Source organism: Brevundimonas sp. 01N35 (assembly GCF_056399785.1).
On record NZ_JBFTRZ010000004.1, the window covers coordinates 63,332 to 83,513 of the forward strand.

General features: G+C 67.8%; 18 protein-coding genes. 10 read left to right on the forward strand and 8 right to left on the reverse strand.

What is annotated here, in order from left to right; translation table 11 throughout:
* Positions 1–76: 76 nt before the first annotated feature.
* On the forward strand, positions 77–1,840 hold the full coding sequence (locus AC1DJ5_RS05205; RefSeq protein ID WP_477019899.1) for a gamma-glutamyltransferase family protein: 1,764 nt from the start codon (positions 77–79) through the stop codon (positions 1,838–1,840).
* A gap of 10 nt (positions 1,841–1,850) precedes the next feature.
* Here AC1DJ5_RS05205 and AC1DJ5_RS05210 read toward each other — a convergent pair whose 3' ends face one another.
* Complete coding sequence (locus tag AC1DJ5_RS05210) at positions 1,851–2,741, reverse strand: lipid A-modifier LpxR family protein (protein ID WP_477019900.1); 891 nt, start codon at positions 2,739–2,741, stop codon at positions 1,851–1,853.
* Between the two features lie 159 nt (positions 2,742–2,900).
* Positions 2,901–4,790 (reverse strand): ribonucleoside-diphosphate reductase subunit alpha, encoded by a 1,890-nt coding sequence (locus tag AC1DJ5_RS05215; RefSeq protein ID WP_441454436.1) that lies wholly within the window; start codon positions 4,788–4,790, stop codon positions 2,901–2,903.
* A 281-nt stretch (positions 4,791–5,071) separates the two neighbouring features.
* Between AC1DJ5_RS05215 and AC1DJ5_RS05220 the strand changes: the two genes are divergently transcribed.
* The 3 genes from AC1DJ5_RS05220 (at position 5,072) to AC1DJ5_RS05230 (ending at position 9,435) form a co-directional block, all read left to right on the forward strand.
* Positions 5,072–5,821, forward strand: coding sequence for a phosphatase PAP2 family protein (locus tag AC1DJ5_RS05220; RefSeq protein WP_477019901.1), 750 nt, complete (start codon positions 5,072–5,074; stop codon positions 5,819–5,821).
* Between the two features lie 68 nt (positions 5,822–5,889).
* The gene (locus AC1DJ5_RS05225; protein ID WP_477019902.1) at positions 5,890–7,221 is read left to right on the forward strand and encodes an acetyl-CoA hydrolase/transferase family protein; all 1,332 of its coding nucleotides are present in this window, start codon (positions 5,890–5,892) and stop codon (positions 7,219–7,221) included.
* Positions 7,222–7,326: 105 nt separating this feature from the next.
* The gene (locus AC1DJ5_RS05230) at positions 7,327–9,435 is read left to right on the forward strand and encodes a hybrid sensor histidine kinase/response regulator (protein ID WP_477019903.1); all 2,109 of its coding nucleotides are present in this window, start codon (positions 7,327–7,329) and stop codon (positions 9,433–9,435) included.
* On the opposite strand, the gene AC1DJ5_RS05235 is transcribed toward AC1DJ5_RS05230, so the two are convergent.
* Complete coding sequence (locus AC1DJ5_RS05235) at positions 9,432–10,079, reverse strand: glutathione S-transferase family protein (protein WP_477019904.1); 648 nt, start codon at positions 10,077–10,079, stop codon at positions 9,432–9,434. The two genes, AC1DJ5_RS05230 and AC1DJ5_RS05235, sit on opposite strands and share 4 nt — an antisense overlap.
* 150 nt (positions 10,080–10,229) lie before the next feature.
* Here AC1DJ5_RS05235 and AC1DJ5_RS05240 point away from each other — a divergent pair, with 150 nt between their 5' ends.
* Positions 10,230–11,273: a ribonucleotide-diphosphate reductase subunit beta gene (locus tag AC1DJ5_RS05240; protein ID WP_441454331.1), complete on the forward strand. Its 1,044-nt coding sequence runs from the start codon at positions 10,230–10,232 to the stop codon at positions 11,271–11,273.
* Between the two features lie 71 nt (positions 11,274–11,344).
* Here the strand turns inward: AC1DJ5_RS05240 and AC1DJ5_RS05245 are convergent, their stop codons facing one another.
* From AC1DJ5_RS05245 to AC1DJ5_RS05255, 3 genes are all read right to left on the reverse strand, one after another.
* Positions 11,345–11,845: a cell wall hydrolase gene (locus AC1DJ5_RS05245; RefSeq protein WP_477019905.1), complete on the reverse strand. Its 501-nt coding sequence runs from the start codon at positions 11,843–11,845 to the stop codon at positions 11,345–11,347.
* A 101-nt stretch (positions 11,846–11,946) separates the two neighbouring features.
* Positions 11,947–13,443, reverse strand: a complete 1,497-nt coding sequence (locus AC1DJ5_RS05250) for a sensor histidine kinase (RefSeq protein ID WP_477019906.1) — start codon at positions 13,441–13,443, stop codon at positions 11,947–11,949.
* Complete coding sequence (locus tag AC1DJ5_RS05255; RefSeq protein ID WP_477019907.1) at positions 13,440–14,168, reverse strand: TVP38/TMEM64 family protein; 729 nt, start codon at positions 14,166–14,168, stop codon at positions 13,440–13,442. Before AC1DJ5_RS05255 ends, AC1DJ5_RS05250 begins: the two co-directional genes overlap by 4 nt.
* 167 nt (positions 14,169–14,335) lie before the next feature.
* On the opposite strand from AC1DJ5_RS05255, the gene rpmH reads away from it, so the two are divergent.
* Genes rpmH through AC1DJ5_RS05280 form a run of 5 tightly spaced genes read left to right on the forward strand, consistent with a single transcriptional unit; the run spans position 14,336 to position 18,454 of the window.
* Positions 14,336–14,470, forward strand: coding sequence for a 50S ribosomal protein L34 (gene rpmH, locus AC1DJ5_RS05260; RefSeq protein ID WP_114818479.1), 135 nt, complete (start codon positions 14,336–14,338; stop codon positions 14,468–14,470).
* A gap of 33 nt (positions 14,471–14,503) precedes the next feature.
* Complete coding sequence (gene rnpA, locus AC1DJ5_RS05265; RefSeq protein ID WP_477019908.1) at positions 14,504–14,932, forward strand: ribonuclease P protein component; 429 nt, start codon at positions 14,504–14,506, stop codon at positions 14,930–14,932.
* Between the two features lie 5 nt (positions 14,933–14,937).
* A complete protein-coding gene (yidC, locus tag AC1DJ5_RS05270; protein ID WP_477019909.1) occupies positions 14,938–16,728 on the forward strand; it encodes a membrane protein insertase YidC in 1,791 nt (596 codons plus the stop codon).
* A 4-nt stretch (positions 16,729–16,732) separates the two neighbouring features.
* Positions 16,733–17,404 carry a ribosome biogenesis GTP-binding protein YihA/YsxC gene (gene yihA, locus AC1DJ5_RS05275; RefSeq protein ID WP_441454325.1) on the forward strand — a complete coding sequence of 224 codons (672 nt, stop codon included), beginning with the start codon at positions 16,733–16,735 and terminating at the stop codon, positions 17,402–17,404.
* 60 nt (positions 17,405–17,464) lie between these two features.
* Complete coding sequence (locus AC1DJ5_RS05280; RefSeq protein ID WP_477019910.1) at positions 17,465–18,454, forward strand: LLM class flavin-dependent oxidoreductase; 990 nt, start codon at positions 17,465–17,467, stop codon at positions 18,452–18,454.
* A gap of 2 nt (positions 18,455–18,456) precedes the next feature.
* Here AC1DJ5_RS05280 and AC1DJ5_RS05285 read toward each other — a convergent pair whose 3' ends face one another.
* Both AC1DJ5_RS05285 and AC1DJ5_RS05290 read right to left on the reverse strand, forming a co-directional pair.
* A complete protein-coding gene (locus AC1DJ5_RS05285; protein WP_477019911.1) occupies positions 18,457–18,957 on the reverse strand; it encodes a hypothetical protein in 501 nt (166 codons plus the stop codon).
* Positions 18,958–18,961: 4 nt separating this feature from the next.
* Positions 18,962–20,110 carry a polysaccharide biosynthesis/export family protein gene (locus AC1DJ5_RS05290; RefSeq protein ID WP_477019912.1) on the reverse strand — a complete coding sequence of 383 codons (1,149 nt, stop codon included), beginning with the start codon at positions 20,108–20,110 and terminating at the stop codon, positions 18,962–18,964.
* Between the last annotated feature and the right edge of the window lie 72 nt (positions 20,111–20,182).

Genomic DNA, 20,182 nt, shown 5'->3' on the forward strand with positions numbered 1-20,182 from the left:
AGAAAATGCAGGCTTGGACTTTGGGGCCTGTGACACTAGGCATGAACCTCTCCCTGAACCCTGCAGGAGCCGTTTAGTGCGCGCCTATTCCAACCCCTCGTCGAACCGTCGGCGCAAAATTTCGCTCATTCTGACGGGAGCGGCCGTCGGCGCATCTATGCTGGCGGGATGCGCCACGGCGCCGGTCGTGGATGCAGCGACGGCTGGGCCGGTCGCGGCGACGACGGAGGCGCCCGCGCGAGGGCCCTTCGTGTCGGCGGCCAATCCTCTGGCGGTCGAGGCCGGGATGAAGGTTCTGGCGCGCGGCGGGTCGGCAGTGGACGCCGCCGTGGCCGTCCAGGCGGTGTTGGGTCTGGTCGAGCCGCAGTCCTCGGGCCTGGGCGGCGGCGCCTTCATGATGTTCTACGACGCCGAGAGCGAGGCGATCACCGTCTATGACGGGCGCGAGACGGCGCCGGCCTCGGCCACGCCCGAGCTCTTCTATGAGAACGGGCGGCCGCTGCCCTTCGTCGATGCGGTGCTGAGCGGGCGCTCCACCGGCGCGCCGGGCGCCGTGCCCATGCTGGCCCTGGCGCAGAAGCAGCACGGGGCGCTGGCCTGGTCGGAGTTGTTCGGCGACGCCGAGCGGCTGGCGCAAGACGGCTTTGTCGTCAGCCCGCGTCTGGCCGGGATGATCGCGTCGGACGCGCCCCAGGCCAAGACGCGCTGGGCCACCGCCTATTTCACCAAGCCGGACGGCGCCCGCTATGTCGCCGGGGACGTGCTGAAGAACCCCGCCTACGCCGAGACGGTGCGGACGATCGCGCGCGAGGGCGCGGCGGGCCTGCAGCAGGGGCGGCTGGCCGAGGCCATCGCCGCCGCGGTGGCCGAGGGGCCGCGTCCGGGCGGGCTGACCACCGCCGACATCGCCGCCTATAAGCCCATCGTGCGCGAGGCCGTCTGCGGTCCCTACAAGGTCTATGTCGTCTGCGTGCCGCCGCCGCCGTCCAGCGGGGCGTCGATCCTGCAACTGCTGGCCATGGGCGAGCGGACGCCCGATCTCGACAAGGGGCCGCAAAGCCCCGCGGCCTGGGCCGCCTTCGCCCAGTTGCAGCGGTTGATGTACGCCGACCGTGACCGCTATTTCGGCGACCCGGGCTTCGTTGCCGTGCCGGTCGCGGGCCTGCTGGACCCCGCCTATGTGGCCGAGCGTGCGGCCCTGGCCCCGGCCTTGCGCGGGGCGGCGCCCTTCGGGACGCCGCCGGGGGCGCCGCGCGTCGGCGCCGACGCGACGCGCGAGCCCGCCGGCACCTCCCACTTCGTGGTCGTCGACGCCAAGGGCAACGCCGTCAGCATGACCACCACGGTCGAGAGCCTGTTCGGCTCGGGTCGGATGGCGGGCGGCTTCTTCCTGAATAATCAACTGACCGACTTCTCGATGGTCCCGACGGCGGCCGACGGCACGCCGGCGGCCAATGCCGTGGCGGCAGGCAAGCGGCCGCGCTCGTCCATGTCGCCGGTCATCGTGCTGGACCGTCAGGGGCGGCTGCTGGGGGCCATGGGGTCGCCGGGCGGATCCTCCATCCTGGCCTATAACGCCAAGGCGCTGATCGCGACCCTGAGCTGGGACCTGCCGGTGCAGGCGGCCTTCGACCTGCCCAATCTGGTGGCCAAGGGCGACGGGTTCGGCGCCGACACCGAAGGCTTCACGGCCGAGATCCAGGCGGGCATGGCCATGCGGGGGATCGTGCTGCGGCCGAACGCCTCGGAGAATTCGGGTCTGCACGGCGCCTTGTGGCGCAACGGGCGCTGGGACGGCGGGGCGGACAGCCGTCGCGAGGGCGTGGCGCGCAGCCAGTAGGCGCTCGCCCCTATTCGTGAGGTCGGATCGTCAGTTGGAAGGCCACCAGGCCTTCCGACACGTCGGTGTTGATGCCGTTGTAGGCCCTGATGCCCTTGGCCTCGATTTCGCGATAGACGATGCCGAACGAGCTCTGCATGGCGCCCCGGCGATAGGCCACGCCGACGGAGGCGTCGCCCAGATAGGAACCGGAGTCGTGGCTCATGCCCGAGCGGGCGAAGTCGCCGTCGCGGGTGCGGGCGAAATTATAGCCGACGGCGCGTTTCGAACCGGCGGCGTAAAGGTACCATCGGGCGCGTTCTCCGAAGGCTTCGTCGCCATTGGGCGCGAGGCGGTCGAGTCCCTCGCCGATCTTGAGCGTGGCGCCGGCTTCCGCCGACGTGCCTTCGCTGCCGAAGCCCACGCCGGCGTGCGGCGTCAGCGACACCTCCAGACCCGAGGGCGTGCGGCCCCGCGCGGCGACCCAGCCGCGCGTATAGGTGACGTCATAGCCCTCGGCGTCAAAGGCGCGGGCGTCCAGAGGTCGCGGCGGCACCGGCGCGCCGTCGGCCCGGCGCAATTCGCCTATGGTGGTCAGGCGCAGTCGGTCGGTGAAGCCGTCACCGGCGAACCAGGCCTCGGTCTGGGCGGCGGTGAAGGCTGTGCCGCCCAGGGGGGCGTCGAGCAGGGCGCCAACCAGGGCGTCGACCATGGCGATCGGGGCGCCGAAGGGCGTGTCTGCGGCGGTGAAGGCGGTTTCGCGGTTCAGCAGGGCGGCGGCGTCCTCGAATCGGACGGCGTCGCCTCCGCGGGCGGCGATGGCGGGCGGCGTTGAACTGCGGGCAACGCTCGCCTGTGCGTCCGCCGTCGCGGGCAGAGCCACGACAACCAGCAGACCAATCAGGCAAGCCTCTACGCGCACAACGGCCCTCCCGATCCGTCAACGACTCCACTGTGCACTAACGGTGGAGAACCGCAACGGACTCTTTAGCGCCACAATCCTGTCCCGACGAAACGAAGCCGCCCGGAGGACGGTTCCTCCGGGCGGCATGATCAGGCGAAGGTGATGAGAGGGCGGGGCCTACTGGCAGGCCAGGCACTCGTCGTAGTCGGTGCGCGCGGCGGAGAAGAGGTCCGGCTGGTTCGGATCGATCTCGGCTTCGGCCTTGTCGTCCGCGCCGGCGAAGGCGGCGCGCTGCACCGATTTCGAGCGCAGATAATAAAGCGACTTCACGCCGCGTTCCCAGGCGGACCAGTGCAGCATGTGCAGGTCCCACTTGTTCACGTCGCCGGGGATGAAGAGGTTGATCGACTGAGCCTGGCAGATTTCCGGCGAGCGATCAGCCGACAGTTCGACGATCCAGCGCTGGTCCAGTTCGAAGGCGGTCTTGAAGATGCCCTTCTCGTCGTCCGACAGGGTCTCCAGGTGCTGGACCGAACCTTCGTGTTCGAGGATCGAGTTCCACACGGCTTCGGTGTCGATGCCCTTCTCGCCCAGCAGCTTCTGCAGGTAGGGGTTCTTGACCGCGAACGAGCCCGACAGGGTCTTGTGCGTATAGATGTTGGCCGGGATCGGCTCGATGCCGGCGGACGTGCCGCCGCAAATGATCGAGATCGAGGCGGTCGGGGCGATGGCCAGCTTGTGGCTGAACCGCTCCATCACGCCGCGTTCGGCGGCGTCCAGGCAGGCGCCCTTTTCCTCGGCCAGAAGCTTGGAAGCCTTGTCGGCCTCGCGGCGCAGGTGCTTGAACAGACGCATGTTCCACGACTTGGCCATGGCCGATTCAAAGGCCACGCCCTGCGCCTGCAGGAAGGAGTGGAAGCCCATCAGGCCGAGACCCACCGAACGCTCGCGCTTGGCGGAATAGACGGCGGCCTTCATGTCGGCCGGCGCCGTCTGGATGAAGCTTTCCAGCACGTTGTCGAGGAAGCGCATGACATCCTCGATGAACTTGGGTTCTTCGCGCCATTCCAGGAAGGCCTCGGCGTTGACCGAGGACAGGCAGCAGACGGCGGTGCGGTCCACGCCCAGGTGGTCCTTGCCGGTGTGCAGCATGATTTCCGAGCACAGGTTCGACTGCTTGACCTTCAGCCCCAGGTCCTTCTGGTGCTGCGGCATCGACCGGTTCACGGTGTCGGAGAAGATCAGGTAGGGCTCGCCGGTCTGCAGGCGGATCTCAAGAATCTTCTGCCACAGGTTGCGGGCGTCGACCGTCTTCATCACTTCGCCGGACTTGGGCGAGAGCAGGTGGAAGGGGCGACCGTCGCGCACCGCCTCCATGAACTCATCGGTGATGCTGATGCCGTGGTGCAGGTTCAGCGACTTGCGGTTGAAGTCGCCCGAGGGTTTGCGGATCTCGAGGAACTCCTCGATCTCGGGGTGGTGAACGTCCAGATAGACGGCGGCCGAACCGCGACGCAGCGAACCTTGGCTGATCGCCAGGGTCAGCGAATCCATCACGCGGATGAAAGGGATGATGCCCGAGGTCTGGCCGGCGCCCTTGACCTTCTCGCCGATGGAGCGGACGCCGCCCCAATAGGTGCCGATGCCGCCGCCGTTCGAGGCCAGGGCGACGTTCTCGTTCCACACGCTCTGGATGCCGTCGAGCGAGTCGCCCACGGCGTTCAGGAAGCAACTGATCGGCAGGCCGCGACCGGCGCCGCCGTTCGACAGGACCGGGGTGGCCGGCATGAACCACAGCTTGGACATGTAGTCGTAGATGCGCTGGGCGTGTTCGGCGTCGTCGGCATAGGCCGTCGAGACGCGGGCGAACATGTCCTGATAGCTTTCGCCGGGCAGGAGGTAGCGATCTTCCAGGGTCTTTTTGCCGAAATCCGTCAGCAGGGCGTCGCGGCTGCGGTCCAGTTGCAGGCCGGTGACGACCTTCAACTGCGGCTTGCCTTCAGGCGGCGCGGAGGAAACCGCCATGAAATCCGTGGTCTGCAAAGCTTCGCCGCCAGCCATATTGATCACTGCCCCGATCAAATCCGTTAGAAGACCGTGCCGTATTGAAACACTAGATATGGTGTTTCTGTTCCCGCGCTCGGCTACATATATGGGCGCACATCCCTAACCGCTCGTAAAGCTCTTGACGCGCGCTTTTCCGACGAATCGGTGGGCGGCCTCCGCCACCCTGTGGAAATGCCTCGGAAATTGGGGCGATCACTTTTCCCGCCCGCCCGAAGCGCTCATCACGACGGCGTGATGACGCGGGCGCGGGAACGCGCAGCCAGCGTAGCCGTTAGCGGCTCATGGCTCCGCATCCGACCGCCTTCCTGACCCGCGCCCTGAGGGTCGCCCGCAGCGAAATCGCCGCCGTCGCCGCCCTGCTGGTGGCGGCCTTGGGGACGCTGACTTTCGTTGAACTGGCCGACGACATGCGCGAGCCAGGCGGCCAGGCGTTCGACGTGGCGGTGCTGCATGCAGTCCGGCCCTACGTCGACGATCCGGCCCGGCCCTGGGGACCGTGGTGGCTGCAAGAGGCGGCGGCCGACCTGACCTCGCTGGGCGGAATTTCGGTCCTGGCCCTGTTCGCCCTGATCGCTCTGGGCTTTCTGCTGATTCAGGGAAAGCGGCTGTCGGCCCTGCTGCTGGTCTGCGGCCTGGCCGGCGGCGTCGCCCTCAGCGAGGGGTTGAAGGCCCTGTTCGAGCGCGAGCGGCCGCCGCTGGAGTATCAGGCGGTCCAGACGCTGAACGCCAGCTTCCCCTCGGGCCATGCCCTGTTGTCGACCGTCTTCTATCTGACGCTCGGCGTCATGCTGACGCGCGCCTTCCCCCGCAAAAGACTGAAGGCCTATGTCCTGGGCGTCGGCGTGCTGATCGCCCTGCTGACCGGGCTGACGCGCATCTATCTCGGCGCCCACTGGGCCTCGGACGTCTTCGCGGGGTGGAGCGTCGGCGCGGCCTGGGCCATGATTCTGTGGCTGATCGCCTATGCGATCGAGCGGCGTCAAAGGTTGCGCGGGGCCCCGCTTCAGGACGCGCCTTCGACCAATGTCTAGCGGTCGCAAAGGGCGGAAGGCTCGATAACGGACCGAAGAGCCCAACGGCCGTTCGAGGATGACGCCCCATGACCGACCCCATCATCCCTTATGGCGCCCAGTACGCCGAGCGCCTGATGTCGCCCGCCGCCGCCGCCGCCCTGATCCCGTCGGGGGCCAGGGTGGCCATGGCCCTGGGCGTCGGTCAGCCGCCGGCCCTGCTGAAGGCCCTGGCCGATCGGGCCGAGGCGAACGAGGTCGGCGACGTCAACCTCTACTACCTGCTGTCCACCGCCATAGCGGGCGAGACGGTGCTCCGCTACGAACTGACCGACCGCATCCGCCCCTACAGCCTGTTCCATGGCGCCATCGAGCGGAAGCTGGAGGCGCGCGGGATCGAGGCGGGGCGGCGCGCCGTCTGGTTCATTCCCACCGGCTTCCAGCAGGCCCCTCACGTCCTGACGCACGAGGTCGTGGTGGACACCCTGCTGGCCACGGTCTCGCCGATGGACGCGGACGGCAACTTCAGCTTCGGCACCAACACCGACTATGCGCTGGCGGCGTCCAGGTCGGCCAAGCGGGTGATCCTGGAGGTCAATCCGCACATGCCGCGCGTGTTCGGCGACTGCACGGTGCATGTGTCCCAGGTCACGGCTCTGGTCGAACACTCAGCCCCCTTGTTGGAGGCCGGCAAGGCCCCGCAGCAGCCGCAGGACCTGGCCATCGGCGGCATCATCGCCGGTCTGGTCGAGAACGGATCGACGCTGCAGATGGGCATCGGCGCCCTGCCGGACGCGGTCTGCGCCGCCCTGCACGACCATGTCGATCTGGGCATCCATACCGAGATGCTGACGCCGGGGCTGGTCGAGCTGATGCGGGCCGGGGTCGTGACCAATGCGAAGAAGACCCTGCATCCGGGCAAGACGGTCTTCACCTTCTCCATGGGCGATCGTTCGACCTATGAATTCCTGAACGAGAACCCGGCGCTGGAGGCGCGGCCCGTCGACTACGTCAACGATCCGGCGGTGATCGCGCGGAACGACCGAATGGTGTCGGTCAACGCCACGCTGCAGATCGACCTCTTCGGCGCCTGTTGTTCGGAGTATCTGAACGGGCGGCAATATACGGCCTCGGGCGGGCAATTGGACTTCGTGCGCGGCGCTTCGGCCTCGGAGGGGGGCAAGTCGATCATCGCCTGCCATTCGACGGCGGCGCGGGGAACGGCCTCGCGCATCGTCGCCAGACTGGACGGGCCGGTGACGACGCCGCGCAACGACACCCAGTTCGTGGTGACCGAACACGGCTGGGTCAATCTGCGCGGCCTGGCCGCGGATCAGCGCGCCCGCGCCCTGATCGGTCTGGCCGCGCCGCAGTTCCGCGACGGCTTGGAAGATGAAGCCCGGGTCATGGGGTTGATTTAGAGCGCCGATAAAAGAACGGCGCTACGCATAACCTCGCATAGGCGTTCGCAAGAATTTTTTACGTTTCGCCCGCAAGTTCGGCCTTAGGTGAGGCGGGGAATAGGCATGACCGGACGCTGGCGGTTATTTCGCCATGATGCGGGGCGAGAGGCAGGGCCCCCGCCGATCGCCTATGTCGTGCTGTTCGTCGCCTGCCTGGTGCTGGGCCAATGGAGCGCCGCGACCTTTCAGGCGATCATCGTCTGGCCGGCCAACGGCGTCATGCTGGCCGCGCTGCTGCAACTGCACCGACGCAAGGCCGTGGCGGTCCTGCTCGTCTGTTTCGCGCTGAATCTGGCTAGCAACGTCCTGCGCGGCGACGCCATGCCGCTGCTGCTGATCAACGCCGTGCTGAACATGGCGCAGGTGCTGGTCGCGGCCTTGCTCGCGCGGCGCGTCGGCGGCGCGGCCCTGGACATGCGGCGGCCCCGGCGTCTGATCGCCTTCGGCCTGATGGCCATCGCGCCGACGGTGGCGCTCAGCACGAGCCTGTCGATCGCGGCGGGCATGTGGCTGCGGGGCTATTCGCCCGTCTATGCGGCCTTCGTCTGGCGGCACATGTTCGGCATGGAGCTTCTGGGGTTGCTGATCGTGACGCCGTCCTTGTTGCTGCTCGCGCGCGCTCATCGCTTCCGAGAGGAAGGGACGGCCCGTCCGTCTGAGGCGGTCGGTCTTCTTCTGCTGCTGGCCGCGACGACGGCCTGGGTCTTCAGCCGCCCGGAAGCCATGGCCTATCTGGTTCTGCCGCCCCTGCTGCTGGTCGCCTTCCGCCTGTCGCCGCCTTGGACCGCGGCGGCTCTGATCCTGACCACGGCGATCAGCGGAATGGCGACGCTGACCGGCCACGGCCCGGTGATGCTGACGCCGGTTCCCGATGTTGCGGACCTGGCGGCGGTGCCGCTGCGGATGCGGCAGATGGGCGCCTATTATGTCTTCCTTCTGGTCACGGTGATCACCGCCCTGCCGGTCAGCACATTGATGAGCGAGCGCCGTCAGCTGACGGCGCGTCTGCAGCGGCGGACGGCGGCCGCGCTCAAGGCGCGCGCGGCGGCAGAGGCGGCCGATGCGGCCAAGTCGCGGTTCCTCGCCCTGATGAGCCACGAGATGCGCACGCCGCTGAACGGCGTCGTCGGCTACGCCGACCTGCTGTCGCGTCGAACGGACCTGCCTGCCGAAGCCGCGACTCAGGTGGAAGCCGTCCGCCGCTCCGGCGACGCCATGCTGATGCTGGTCGAGGACGTGCTGGACTTCTCGCGCGGGGGCGAAGAGGTCTCCGCCGAGAACCTGAGCTTGGCCGATCTGCTGCAGGAGGCCGCCGCTCCAGCCATGGCGAACGCCCGGGCCAAGGGGCTGCCGGTGACGCTGGCTGTCGAGCCCGGGGCGCAGGGTACCTTCTTCGGCGAGCGGCGCCGGCTGCGTCAGGCGCTGCATCACCTGATCTCCAACGCCGTCAAATTCACGGATTGCGGCGAGGTGCGCGTGACGGCCGGCTACGGCAGCGGCGCGGTCTCCATCATCGTGGCCGATACCGGCGTCGGCATAGCGCCGGATCTGATGCCGCATCTGTTCGAAGCCTTCGTTCAGGGCGATGATTCCCTGCAACGGCGCCACATGGGGGCTGGGGTGGGGCTGCCGCTGGTCCAGGCTCTGGCGCAGCGGATGGGCGGACGGATCGAGACGCGCAGCATCGTGGGGGAGGGGGCGACCTTCGTCCTGACCGTGCCTCTGCCCCGGCTGTCGGAGGAGCCCGTCGCTGCGGTCGGCGAGGCGGATCGCGCCTTGCGCGTTCTGATCGTCGACGATCATCCCGTGAACCGCGAGATGATGCGGCTGATGCTGGCCGCCGCCGACTGCGAGACGGTCGAGGCGGTCGACGGAATGGAGGCGGTCGAGCGCGCGGGTGAAGGGGCGTTCGATCTGATCCTGATGGATGTGCGGATGCCGCGCCTGGACGGCCTGGCCGCCACGCGACAGATTCGCGCCCTGGCCTCTCCTGCGGCTGCGGCGCCGATCCTGGCGGTGACCGCCGACGCCATGCCCGAGGACGCCGACCGGTGCCGAGACGCGGGCATGGACGGGCATCTGGCCAAGCCGATCACCCATGTCCGCCTCTATGCCGCGATCGATCAGGCCATGCAGGCGGCGGCGGCTCGTCTGGAGCGGGCGGCGGCCTAGATCGTGCCGTCTTCAAACGGGAAGCGCTCGGCCCAAAAGGCCTGCAGCGCGGGCAGGGCGTCCACCCGGCGCACCGCCTCGGCCATGCGCGGCGCCTCGGCGTAAAAACGCGTCCGACGCGGCGTCCAGCGGCTGGCGACGGCGACATAGAGATCGAGCACGCTCAACTCGTCGCCCAGCAGGAAGCGGCCCGGTTCGATCTGGCTGTCCATGACGCGCCAGCATTCGGCGATGCGCTCGGCGGTGCGCTGCTTCACCTGTTCCTGCGCCGCCGCGTCGTCACCGACCAGCCGCGACGGTTCGTCCCGCACCCAGAACATCGAATAGACGGCGGCGGGGATGAAGGTCATCCAGCGCAGGAACTGGGCGCGGCGCGGGTCGTCGAGCCTCGGTCCCAGCCCCGCCTCGGGATAGGCGTCGGCCAGCCAGATCAGGAGGGCGGCGCTTTCGGTGATGATCTCTCCGACCGGCGTGATCAGGGCCGGGATCTGGCGCATGGGATTGGCGACGGCGACCTTGTCGCGCTCGGTCTCGCCTTCCCAGGTCGGGGCCTCGATGACGCGATAGTCCAGGCCGATCAGGGTCATGGCCGCCTCGACCGGGACCGAACCCGAGCCGGCGGCGCCGTAGAGCGTATAGGTCATCCCCAGGCTTCTCCCCGTGTGATTGTCCGTGACCACCATATCTAGCGGTCCGAAAAAATGTGATCGCAAAATAAGCGCGTTTCAGCTTGGCGCCGAGGCGGCGCGGACGCATGTTGGGTCCCTCCTCCGGATTCGCCTCAGGTCATTTCGATGAACGCCCACACCTCGATCATCCGCCCCGGAACGGCCGGACTGCTGACGCCCTCGGCGGCCTACAAGCCGTTCCGCTATCCGTGGGCTTTCGACATGTGGAAGACGCAGCAGCAGGTCCACTGGATGCCCGAAGAGGTGCCGCTGGGCGAGGACGTCAAGGACTGGGCCGCCAACCTGACCGACAGCGAGCGCAACCTGCTGACGCAGATCTTCCGATTCTTCACCCAGGCCGACATCGAGGTCCAGGACAACTACATGGAGCGCTACGGCCGGGTGTTCAAACCGACCGAAGTGAAGATGATGCTGGCGTCGTTCGCCAATATGGAGACGATCCATATCGCGGCCTACGCCCTGCTGCTCGAAACCATCGGCATGCCCGAGAGCGAGTTCGGCGCCTTCATGGAATACGAGGCCATGCGCGACAAGCATGACTTCATGGGCCAGTTCGGGGTCGAGACGGACGCCGACATCTGTCGGACCCTGGCCATGTTCGGCGGCTTTTCCGAGGGGCTGCAGCTGTTCGCCAGCTTCGCCATGCTGATGAACTTCCCGCGCCAGTCGAAGATGAAGGGCATGGGGCAGATCGTCAGCTGGTCGGTGCGTGACGAGAGCCTGCACTGCGAAGGCATCATCAAGCTGTACCACGCCTTCAACAAGGAGACGGGCGCCGTCACCAAGGCCGTGGCCGACGACATCGTCGACTGCTGCAAGACGGTGGTCGACATGGAAGACAAGTTCATCGACCTGGCCTTCGAAATGGGCCCGGTGCACGGCATGACGCCGGACGATATCAAGTCCTACATTCGCTTCATCGCCGACTGGCGCCTGCGCCAGCTGAAGCTGCCGGAAGTGTATGGCGTTACCGAAAACCCGCTGCCCTGGCTGCAGTCGCTGCTCAGCGGCGTGGAGCACGCCAACTTCTTCGAGGCGCGCGCCACCGAATACTCCAAGGCGGCGACGCAGGGCGCCTGGCACGGCGCCGACGGCGTCTGGGACAGCTTCGACGCCATGATGAAGCGCCGCGAGACCGCCGAGGGCTGATCCCTCCATTCCGAGCCCGGCGGCCGGAAGGCCTGCCGGGCGTCGTGATCGAGAGCGCGCGCTCGTTCGATCTAGTAGGGCCTATACGGTCCGGGCGCCTGACTTCCGGCGTTGCAGCGCGCGCGGTCGCCGCGTTCGCAGGCCGCGACCGTGGCGCGCCAGTCGGCCATCTGTTGCTCATAGCGCGCCTGCCCTTCGGCGGCGGCGCGCGCTTCGGCGTCATAACGCTGGCGATCGGCCTCCGCGGCTTCCATTCCGGCTTGATAGCGGGCCAGCGCCTGAGCATGGGCGGCGGCGTTGGCGCGGTCCTCGTTCTCGGCCAGATTATTCTGGGCGACGATCTCGTCGTTCAGGGCCTGGGTCCGGCGTAGTTCGTCGGGGTTCTGAGCGGAATCCGGAGCGCGGTGGTAGCGCTCGCCCTTGCTGCGCAGCAGGTCGCCTACGGGGTCGCTGGGCGCGGTCTGGGCGGGCCTGGGCGGCATCGACGTCTGGGCCAGGGCGGGCGCGGCCAGAAGGACGCTCACGGCCGCCGCGAGAAGGGCGGCGCGGTGCGGGCGGGGGGCGTAGATCATGGAGGATATCCTTGCCGAACGAAGGGGGGCGGATCGAAGCTTGGCTTTTCCGACTTTAGACAGAAACAACGCCCGAATGGGACAAATGGCTGCACGTCGCTTCAGGCCGGCAGGCGCAGTTCGAAGGTCGTGCCTTGCGGCCCCGTGTCCAGCAGCCGCAGCTCGCCGCCGTGGTTGGCCGCCAACTCGCGCGAAATGGTCAGGCCCAGACCGGTGCCTTCCGAGGCGCGGCCGCTGACGAAAGGTTCGAACAGCCGCCCGGCCAGACGTTGGGGAATGCCCGGTCCGTCGTCGGTGATGCTGATGACGGCGACGGCGTCGCGGGTTTCGGCCCGGACGGTGATCCGGCCCTTCTTGTTCCGCGCGGGATCGCTCTCGATGGCCTGACGGGCGTTGCGCATCAGGTTGACCAGAATGCGATGCAACTGGTCGGCGTCGGCGTTGACGGTGAAGCGGGCGGGCAGGGCTCGGACCAGACGCACGCCGTCTTCCTCCAGGCCCGCATCCTCGGCGGCGACGGCCACGACGCGGGCCAGCAGCATCTTCTGGCGCTGGGGCGGGGCTTCTTCGGACTTGCCGTATTCCAGCACATTGCGGGCCAGGGCGGCGGCGCGGCTCAGGGCGCGCTCCAGCCGAGGCAGGGCCTTGGCCACCAGCGGGTCGGACGAACTGGACAGCCGCTCCGACGCCATCTGGGCCGAGGTCAGCATGTTGCGCAGGTCGTGGTTGATCTTGGCCACCGCTTCGCCCAGCGCCACCAGACGCGCGCGCGCGCGCAGCGACTGACGCACCTCTTCCTGCATCCGCGCCAGTTCGCGTTCGACCCGGCCGATCTCGTCATGGCGGTCCGAGGGCGCCTCGCCCGCGCTTTCGGGGTCGGCGGCGAACCGTTCGATAGCGCGCGTCACCCGGCGCAGGGGCGTCAGCACCAGGAAGGACAGGGAGACGTAGAGCAAGGCCCCCGCGACCATGGCGATCAGCAGGGACATGGTCAGGCTGTTGAGCAGGAAGGTCTTCAGCTCGACCTTCAGCGGCTGGGCGGGGGCCAGGATTTCGATGAAGTCGCCTGAGCGATACCGCGGCTTGGCCTGAACCCGGATCGATCGGTCAGGGTGGCCGAACAGGGTCTTCCACGGGTCCAGCAGGCGGGCGCCGATGTTGCGCTGGCGCAGGTCGATCAGGTCGGGCGCGCGGGGCAGGTTGGGAGCCTGCAGCAGCAGGCGTCGCACGCCCTGCTCGCCGACCACGACCGACTGGACCCCGCCGATGCTGAGCAACTGCTCGGCGGTGGAGTCCTCGACTGCGGAGTAGGGCAGGGCCTCGACCCCGACCGAGGCCAGTTCGGCGGCCTGCAGCCGGTCCATCAGCCACCGCTCCTGGAAGGAGGCGGCGCTGGGCACGATGATCAGGGCGGCCACCGCCAGGGTGAAGGCCACGGTCAGCAGCAGCAGGCGGCTGGACAGGCCGTCCGGCGCGCGGGGCGTCAGCCGCTCGCGCCAGACCTCGGGCAGACGCACGGCCTGCAGGCGCGCGATCAGGCCCGTCGCAGCGTGGGGGCGCGGTTGCAGCCGGGTCTCGATCGCCTTACGTTCCGTCATGCGGCGTCCATGCCGTGTCGAGCCCGCCATTTCTGCACTAATTTGAGCGCGAGGGGCAGAAGCAAGGACAGGAAACCGACGCCCATCAAGGGCCACATGAATTGGGCGAACAGGCTCTGCAGGTCCGGGTTCGGATCGCGGATCAGGATTTCGTTCAGCCCCGACCCGATCCAGCAATAGATGATGTGGGCCGGCAACAGACCGATGAAGGTGGCGATCAGATAGGGCCGCAGCGGCGCGGCCATGACCCCGGCGGCGACATTGATAAGGTGGAAGGGCACGGTCACGACCAGGCGGGCCACCAGCACATACCAAAATGTATTGCGGTCCACGCCCTCGCAGACCTTCTTCAACAGCCCCGTGTCCTGGGCCGCGCGACGACGCAGGGATTCGCCGAGCGCGGTGCGACCGACATAATAGATGGCCAGGGCGCCGGCGGTGGCGGCGAAGGCCGTGGCCACGCCGCCGACCCAGGGGCCGAACAGATAGCCGGCGGTCACGGTGATGAAGACCACGCCCGGGACCACGCTGGCCGTCAGCAGGGCGAACAGCAGCATCAGCGCCAGCAGCGTCAGCAGGTAATGTTCGTTCGCCAGGGCCTGAAACGCCGCGCCGTGCTCGCGCAGCGTGTCCAGCGACAGGTAGCGGTTCCACCCCATGCCGAAGATCAGCGCGATCGCCGCCAGCAGGACGGCGAGGGGCAGAAATCGTTTGACCCGGTTCATCCCTGCTCCGTAACCGACGCTGTCCGGCTTCCCTAGAGGATTCAGGCTGGTGCAACGTTCTGGATCGCTTGTCGGCGTTGACTCGTCCGTCGCCGCCGCTTATACGCCCGCCTCCTGCAGCGGATGACTGTTGTCCGTTGTGAAACCCTGTAGCCCTGGAGCCGAACGTGAAGCGGACCTATCAGCCGTCGCGACTCGTGCGCAAGCGCCGTCACGGCTTCCGTTCGCGGATGGCCACCAAGAACGGACAGAAGATCGTTATGCGTCGCCGCGCCAAAGGCCGTAAGCGCCTGACGGCCTGACGTCACGCGCCCATTACCCTTCAGGGCGGGCGCATGACCGATCCGATGAAAATCGATCGCCTGACACGGCGGCCCCAGTTTCTGGCGGCCGCCAAAGGTGTTTCTCAGGCCCGCGGCGCCGTGGTGGTCCAGCAACTGGACCGTCAGGACGGACAGACCGCGATCCGCCTGGGATTCACCGCCACCCGCAAGGTCGGCGGAGCAGTGGTGCGCAACCGTTGCAAACGCCGCCTGCGCGAGGCCGCACGGCTTCTGGCGTCCCTGCACGGGCGCCCCGGCTGCGACTATGTGTTCATCGCCCGCATGGGCACGGCGGACCGCGACTGGGACCGCTTGCTTGACGATGTGAAATCGGCCCTTACAAGGCTCGCAACCCCGCGTGCGGCTCCCGATATGGGAGACGAGGCGAAATCGCCCGCCCGCGCCTCTGACGATTCGCGCCCCTCCGGCCAGGACCGCTGACCCCGATGCAGAACGAGAATTCGCGCAACACCATCATCTTCTTCGTGTGCGCGGCCCTGATCATGGGCGTGTACTACTTCATGGTGATGCGCCCGCAGGCCGAGATGCGCCGTCAGGCGCAGGTCGTCGCCGCCGAGCAGAAGCTGGCTGTCAGCGACGCCGGGGCCAGCACGGCCTCGCGTCCTGAAGCCTTCGTGACCGACCGCGCCCAGGCCCTGGGCGCCGCCGCCCGCGTGCCGATCCAGACGGATACGCTGAAGGGTTCGCTGTCGCTGCAGGGCGCGCGCATCGACGACCTGTATCTGACCCGCTACCGCGAGACGCTGGACAAGAATTCGCCCCCGGTCGAGCTGTTCCGCCCGCAGGGGATGGAGCACGCCTATTTCGCCCAGTTCGGCTGGAGCGGCCCCAACGTCCTCGGCGGCGTGCCCGGTCCGAACACGGTCTGGCAACTGACCAAGGGCGCGACCCTGACCCCGACCACCCCGGTCGAACTGACCTGGGACAACGGCCAGGGCCTGCGCTTCACCCGCGTCATCGCCATCGACGCGCAATACGTCTTCACCGTCACCGACACCGTCGCCAACCTGAGCGGCCAGCCGATCACCATCGCCCCCTATGGCCGCGTCGAGCGCCAGGGCGTGCCGACGGATCTGGGCAAGCAGATGATCCTGCACGAGGGCGCCATCGGCACCTTCGGCGCGGACGGCAAGTTCACGACGGAACAGGTCAAGTACAAGGACTGGGCCAAGAAGCCGCGCATCGAGAACCAATCGACCGGCGGCTGGCTGGGCATCACCGACAAGTACTGGATGGCCGCCCTCATCCCGGACCAGAAGGAAACGATCGAGGGCCGGTTCGCCGTCCGCGACGCCGAGGGTCTGAACGTCCACGAAGCCGCCATGCTGGGCGCCACCCGCACCATCCAGCCGGGGCGCCAGATCGAAGAGACCCAGCGTCTGTTCGCCGGCGTCAAGCGTAACGAGATCCTGGCCGGCTATGAGAAGAGCCTGGACCTGCCGCGCTTCGTCTACGCCATCGACTGGGGCCACCTGTTCTTCCTGACCCGCCCGATCTTCATGATCGTGGAGTTCTTCTACGGCGTCCTCGGCAACTTCGGCCTGGCCATCCTGGCCCTGACCGTCGTGGTCAAGCTGATCATGTTCCCGCTGGCCAACAAGTCCTACGAGAGCCTGTCCAAGATGCGGACCCTCCAGCCCAAGATGGAGGAGATCAAAAAGAAGTTTAAGGACGACCCGCAGAAGCAGCAGCAGGAGACGATGGCCCTGTATCAGCGGGAGAAGATCAATCCGCTGGCGGGCTGCCTGCCCATCGTGGTGCAGATCCCGGTCTTCTTCGCCCTGTACAAGGTGCTGTTCGTCACCATCGAAATGCGCCACGCGCCCTTCTTCGGCTGGATTCGCGACCTGTCGGCGCGTGACCCGTCGACGATCTGGAACCTGTTCGGCGCCATTCCGTGGGATCCGGCGACCCTGCCCCTGGTCGGCAGCCTGCTGACCGGCCCGCTGCATCTCGGCGTCCTGCCGATCATCTATGGTCTGACCATGTGGCTGCAGCAGTCGATGAACCCGCCCGCCCAGGACCCGATGCAGCGTCAGATCTTCGCCTTCCTGCCCTTCGTCTTCACCTTCATCATGGCCCCGTTCGCGGCCGGCCTGCTGATCTACTGGGCGTGGAACAACATCCTCTCGATCCTGCAGCAGTATGTGATCATGCATCGCTTCAAGGCCGAGAACCCGATCGACAGCTTTATCGCCCGCTTCAAGAAGGCCTGATTCATTGGACGAACCATCGGCAGAGCCCAAGGTCGGAGAATACTCGGACACCGAGATTGAGGCCGCGCGCGTGCTGTTCTCGCGCCAGGCCACCTTCGTCCTGGGCTGCGCCAAGATCGAGCAACTTCCTGACCCCGACTTGCCGGAAATCGCCTTTGCCGGCCGTTCCAATGTCGGCAAGTCCAGCCTGATCAACGCCCTGGTCGGGATGCACAAGCTGGCTAGAGCCTCGAACGAGCCGGGCCGCACGCGCGAGGTCAATTTCTTCGATCTGGACGGCCGTTTGCGGCTGGTCGATCTGCCCGGCTACGGCTGGGCCAAGGCGTCCAAGACGACGGTGAAGAAGTTCCAGGACCTGGGCCGCGACTATCTGCGCGGCCGGGTGACGCTGAAGCGGGTCTATCTGCTGATCGACGCCCGCCACGGCCTCAAGAAGGTCGACGACGAGGCGCTGAAGGCCCTGGACCTGGCCGCCGTCAGTTATCAGATCGTCCTGACCAAGGCCGACAAGCTGAAGAAGGGCGAGGCTGAAAAGGTCCAGGCGGAGACACTGAAGGCCATCTCCAAACGCCCGGCCGCCTTCCCCGCAGTTCTGGTCACCTCGTCCGAAAAGGGTACGGGCATGCCAGAGCTGCGCGCCGAGATCATGCGCACCACGGGCGTCGACCTGACGTAAATCATCGTCGGATGCATCGGTTGATATGGCGCCGCTGACGCGCGGCCCCATATCGGACGGATGACCCCGCTTTCCATTCTCGATCTCGCCCCGGTGCCCGAGGGCTCGGATGTCTCGCAGTCGCTGGCCAACACCCTCGACCTGGCTCGCCACGCCGAGCGGCTGGGCTATCGCCGCTTCTGGCTGGCCGAGCACCACAATATGCCGGGCATCGCCAGCGCCGCGACCTCGGTCGTCATCGGCGCGGTGGCGGCGGCGACCAGGACCATCCGCGTGGGCGCCGGCGGCGTCATGCTGCCCAATCACGCCCCCCTGGTCATCGCCGAACAGTTCGGCACCCTGGCCGCGCTTTATCCCGGCCGCATCGACCTGGGTCTGGGTCGAGCGCCCGGCTCGGATCAGGCGACGGCGCGGGCCTTGAGGCGGACTCTTCAGGGCGACGTGGACGCCTTCCCGCAGGACGTGATGGAGTTGATGCAGTGGTTCGCGCCGGCGGCGCCGGATCAGCGCATCATCGCCAACCCCGGCGAGGGTCAGGACGTGCCGATCTGGATCCTGGGTTCCTCGACCTACGGGGCGCAGCTGGCGGCGCATCTGGGCCTGCCCTACGCCTTCGCCAGCCATTTCGCGCCCGGCGACATGATGCGGGCGCTGGACGTCTATCGTCAGACCTTCCGGCCGTCCGAACACCTGGCTGAGCCCTATGCCATGCTGGGCTACAATGTCTTCGCCGCCGAGACGGATGCGGCCGCGCGCCTGTTGTTCACCTCGGTCCAGCAGGCCTTCGTCAACCTGAGGACCGGGCGTCCCGGCAAGCTGCCGGCGCCGGTCGAGGGCTATTACGAGCGGCTGGACGGCGCCGCGCGGGGCATGATCGACGCGGCCTTGGCCTGTTCGGCGGTTGGATCGCCCGAGACCGTCCGCGCTCAGATAGAGGCCTTCGTCGCCCAGACCGGGGCCGACGAACTGATGGTCACCAGCCAGATCTGGGATCCCGCCGCACGGGTGCGGTCGCTGGAACTCCTCGCGGGGGCCGTCGGGCAGGGCTGAGGTCAGCCCGCCTCGTCCGGCGGCAGGAATTTCGGGATCGAGGTGTCCGTGGCGAGGCGGGACCAGGCCTCGCCCAGGCGGATGGAGTCCGCCAGGTCCTGAGCCGAGATGGTCGCGCGATCGGCGAGGCGCTGACGCAGGCCCTGACAGGCGGCCAGAAGGGCGGAGGCCCGGCGGACGGCAGGGACGTCCGAGCCCGCCCCCAGGGCTTCATAGGCGGCGTAGCGCCAGCGACCGCCCTCGGGCGAACTATCGACCAGCGCCCATTTCTCGGCGGGGGACAGGGCGTCGCCCAGGGGCTCCCAGACGTTGCCGTCGGCGGGGCGCCGGTAGTGCCCCCGACGCTGCGGCAGGCCATGGCGTCCATAGACCTCGCCGGCCGCCGTCTCGATCGCTTGCAGCAGGGACAGCAGGTCGTCGGTCGACGTCGGCACCTCGGGCCGATCACCCTTCAGCCCCGAGGACGGGGTTTCGAAACGGCGGCGTCCGAGGCGACCGAACATCGCCCTAGTTGACGTTCAGCGCGCTCGTGACCGAGACGTCGTAGATCACGCGGGTGATCGACTGCACGAACTCGAAGAATTTGCGCGCCTCGGCCGAATCCGAACGCGGCGCATAGACCACGTCCTCCGGCTGGATCATGAAATTATTGCCGATGAAGAAGCCCTGACCCTCGGCCAGGTTCAGCCGATAGACCACGGGCACGCCGCGGGGCGTGGCGGCCTGGGTCAGGCCCAGGGCCTGGGCGACCTCGGGCCGTTCGAAGCGGAACACCATGACCGAGCGGGGGTTGGCCGACTGGGTGTCCAGCCCGCGCAGGCGCGCCAGCGCGGCCGTCAGGCTGAGGCTTCCCTGTCCCAGATCCTGCTCGCTGACGGCGCCGACGGCGCCGAAGGCGGTGAAGCGACGCGGCTTGTAGGTCAGGCTGACCTGGTCGCCGCGACGCAGACGCACGTTCTCGCCGAACGTGGTGGCGACCAGGGTCAGGGGCGCCGAATAGGTCTGGTCGCCGCGACGCACGTTGACGATCAGGTCTTCAGCCGGACGGCTCGGGCCGCCGGCGGCGGCGATAACGTCCAGAATTCGGTCGGTGTTGACCGACAGGGCGGCGCGGCCGGGGCTGCGGACATCGCCCAGCACCGTGATCGCGTTCGAGGGGTTCTGCGTGATGGCGGCGATGACCTGAGGATCGCCGACCTTGCCGCGCAGGGCGCGCTTGATGGCGTCGGCCGCTTCCGGGCCGGTGAGGCCGTCGACATGGACCCGACCGGCGAAGGGGACGTTGACGGCGCCGGTGCGGTCGACCACCAGCGGCGGCAGGGCCTGGCTGCCAGTCTGGATGTCGCGCGACATGTTGCGGGTGCCGAACAGGGCGCCGCTGGGTTCGTAGATCGACACCGCCAGAGTGTCGCCGATGCCGAGCACGTCCACCGGCGCGTCGGCGCCGCCCGCAGCCAGACTGCCGCCGAAGCGGGGGGGGACGGCCTTGATCGTTTCGCCGACGGCGTAGTCCAGATCGACCATGGCGTAGTTGCCGGCCTGTTGGGCGCCGGCGGCCCCGTCGACGACGGCGCGGCCCGACGGACCGTCTCCGGGCAGGGTCGAGCAGCCGCCCACAAGGGCGAGGGCGATCAGGGGCAGAAGGGATCGCTTCATGGCGGCTCCGGGGATCTGGCGGTTCATGACCGTGATTACTTGGCTTTGCCGCGTCGGACCAGAGGCATGGCG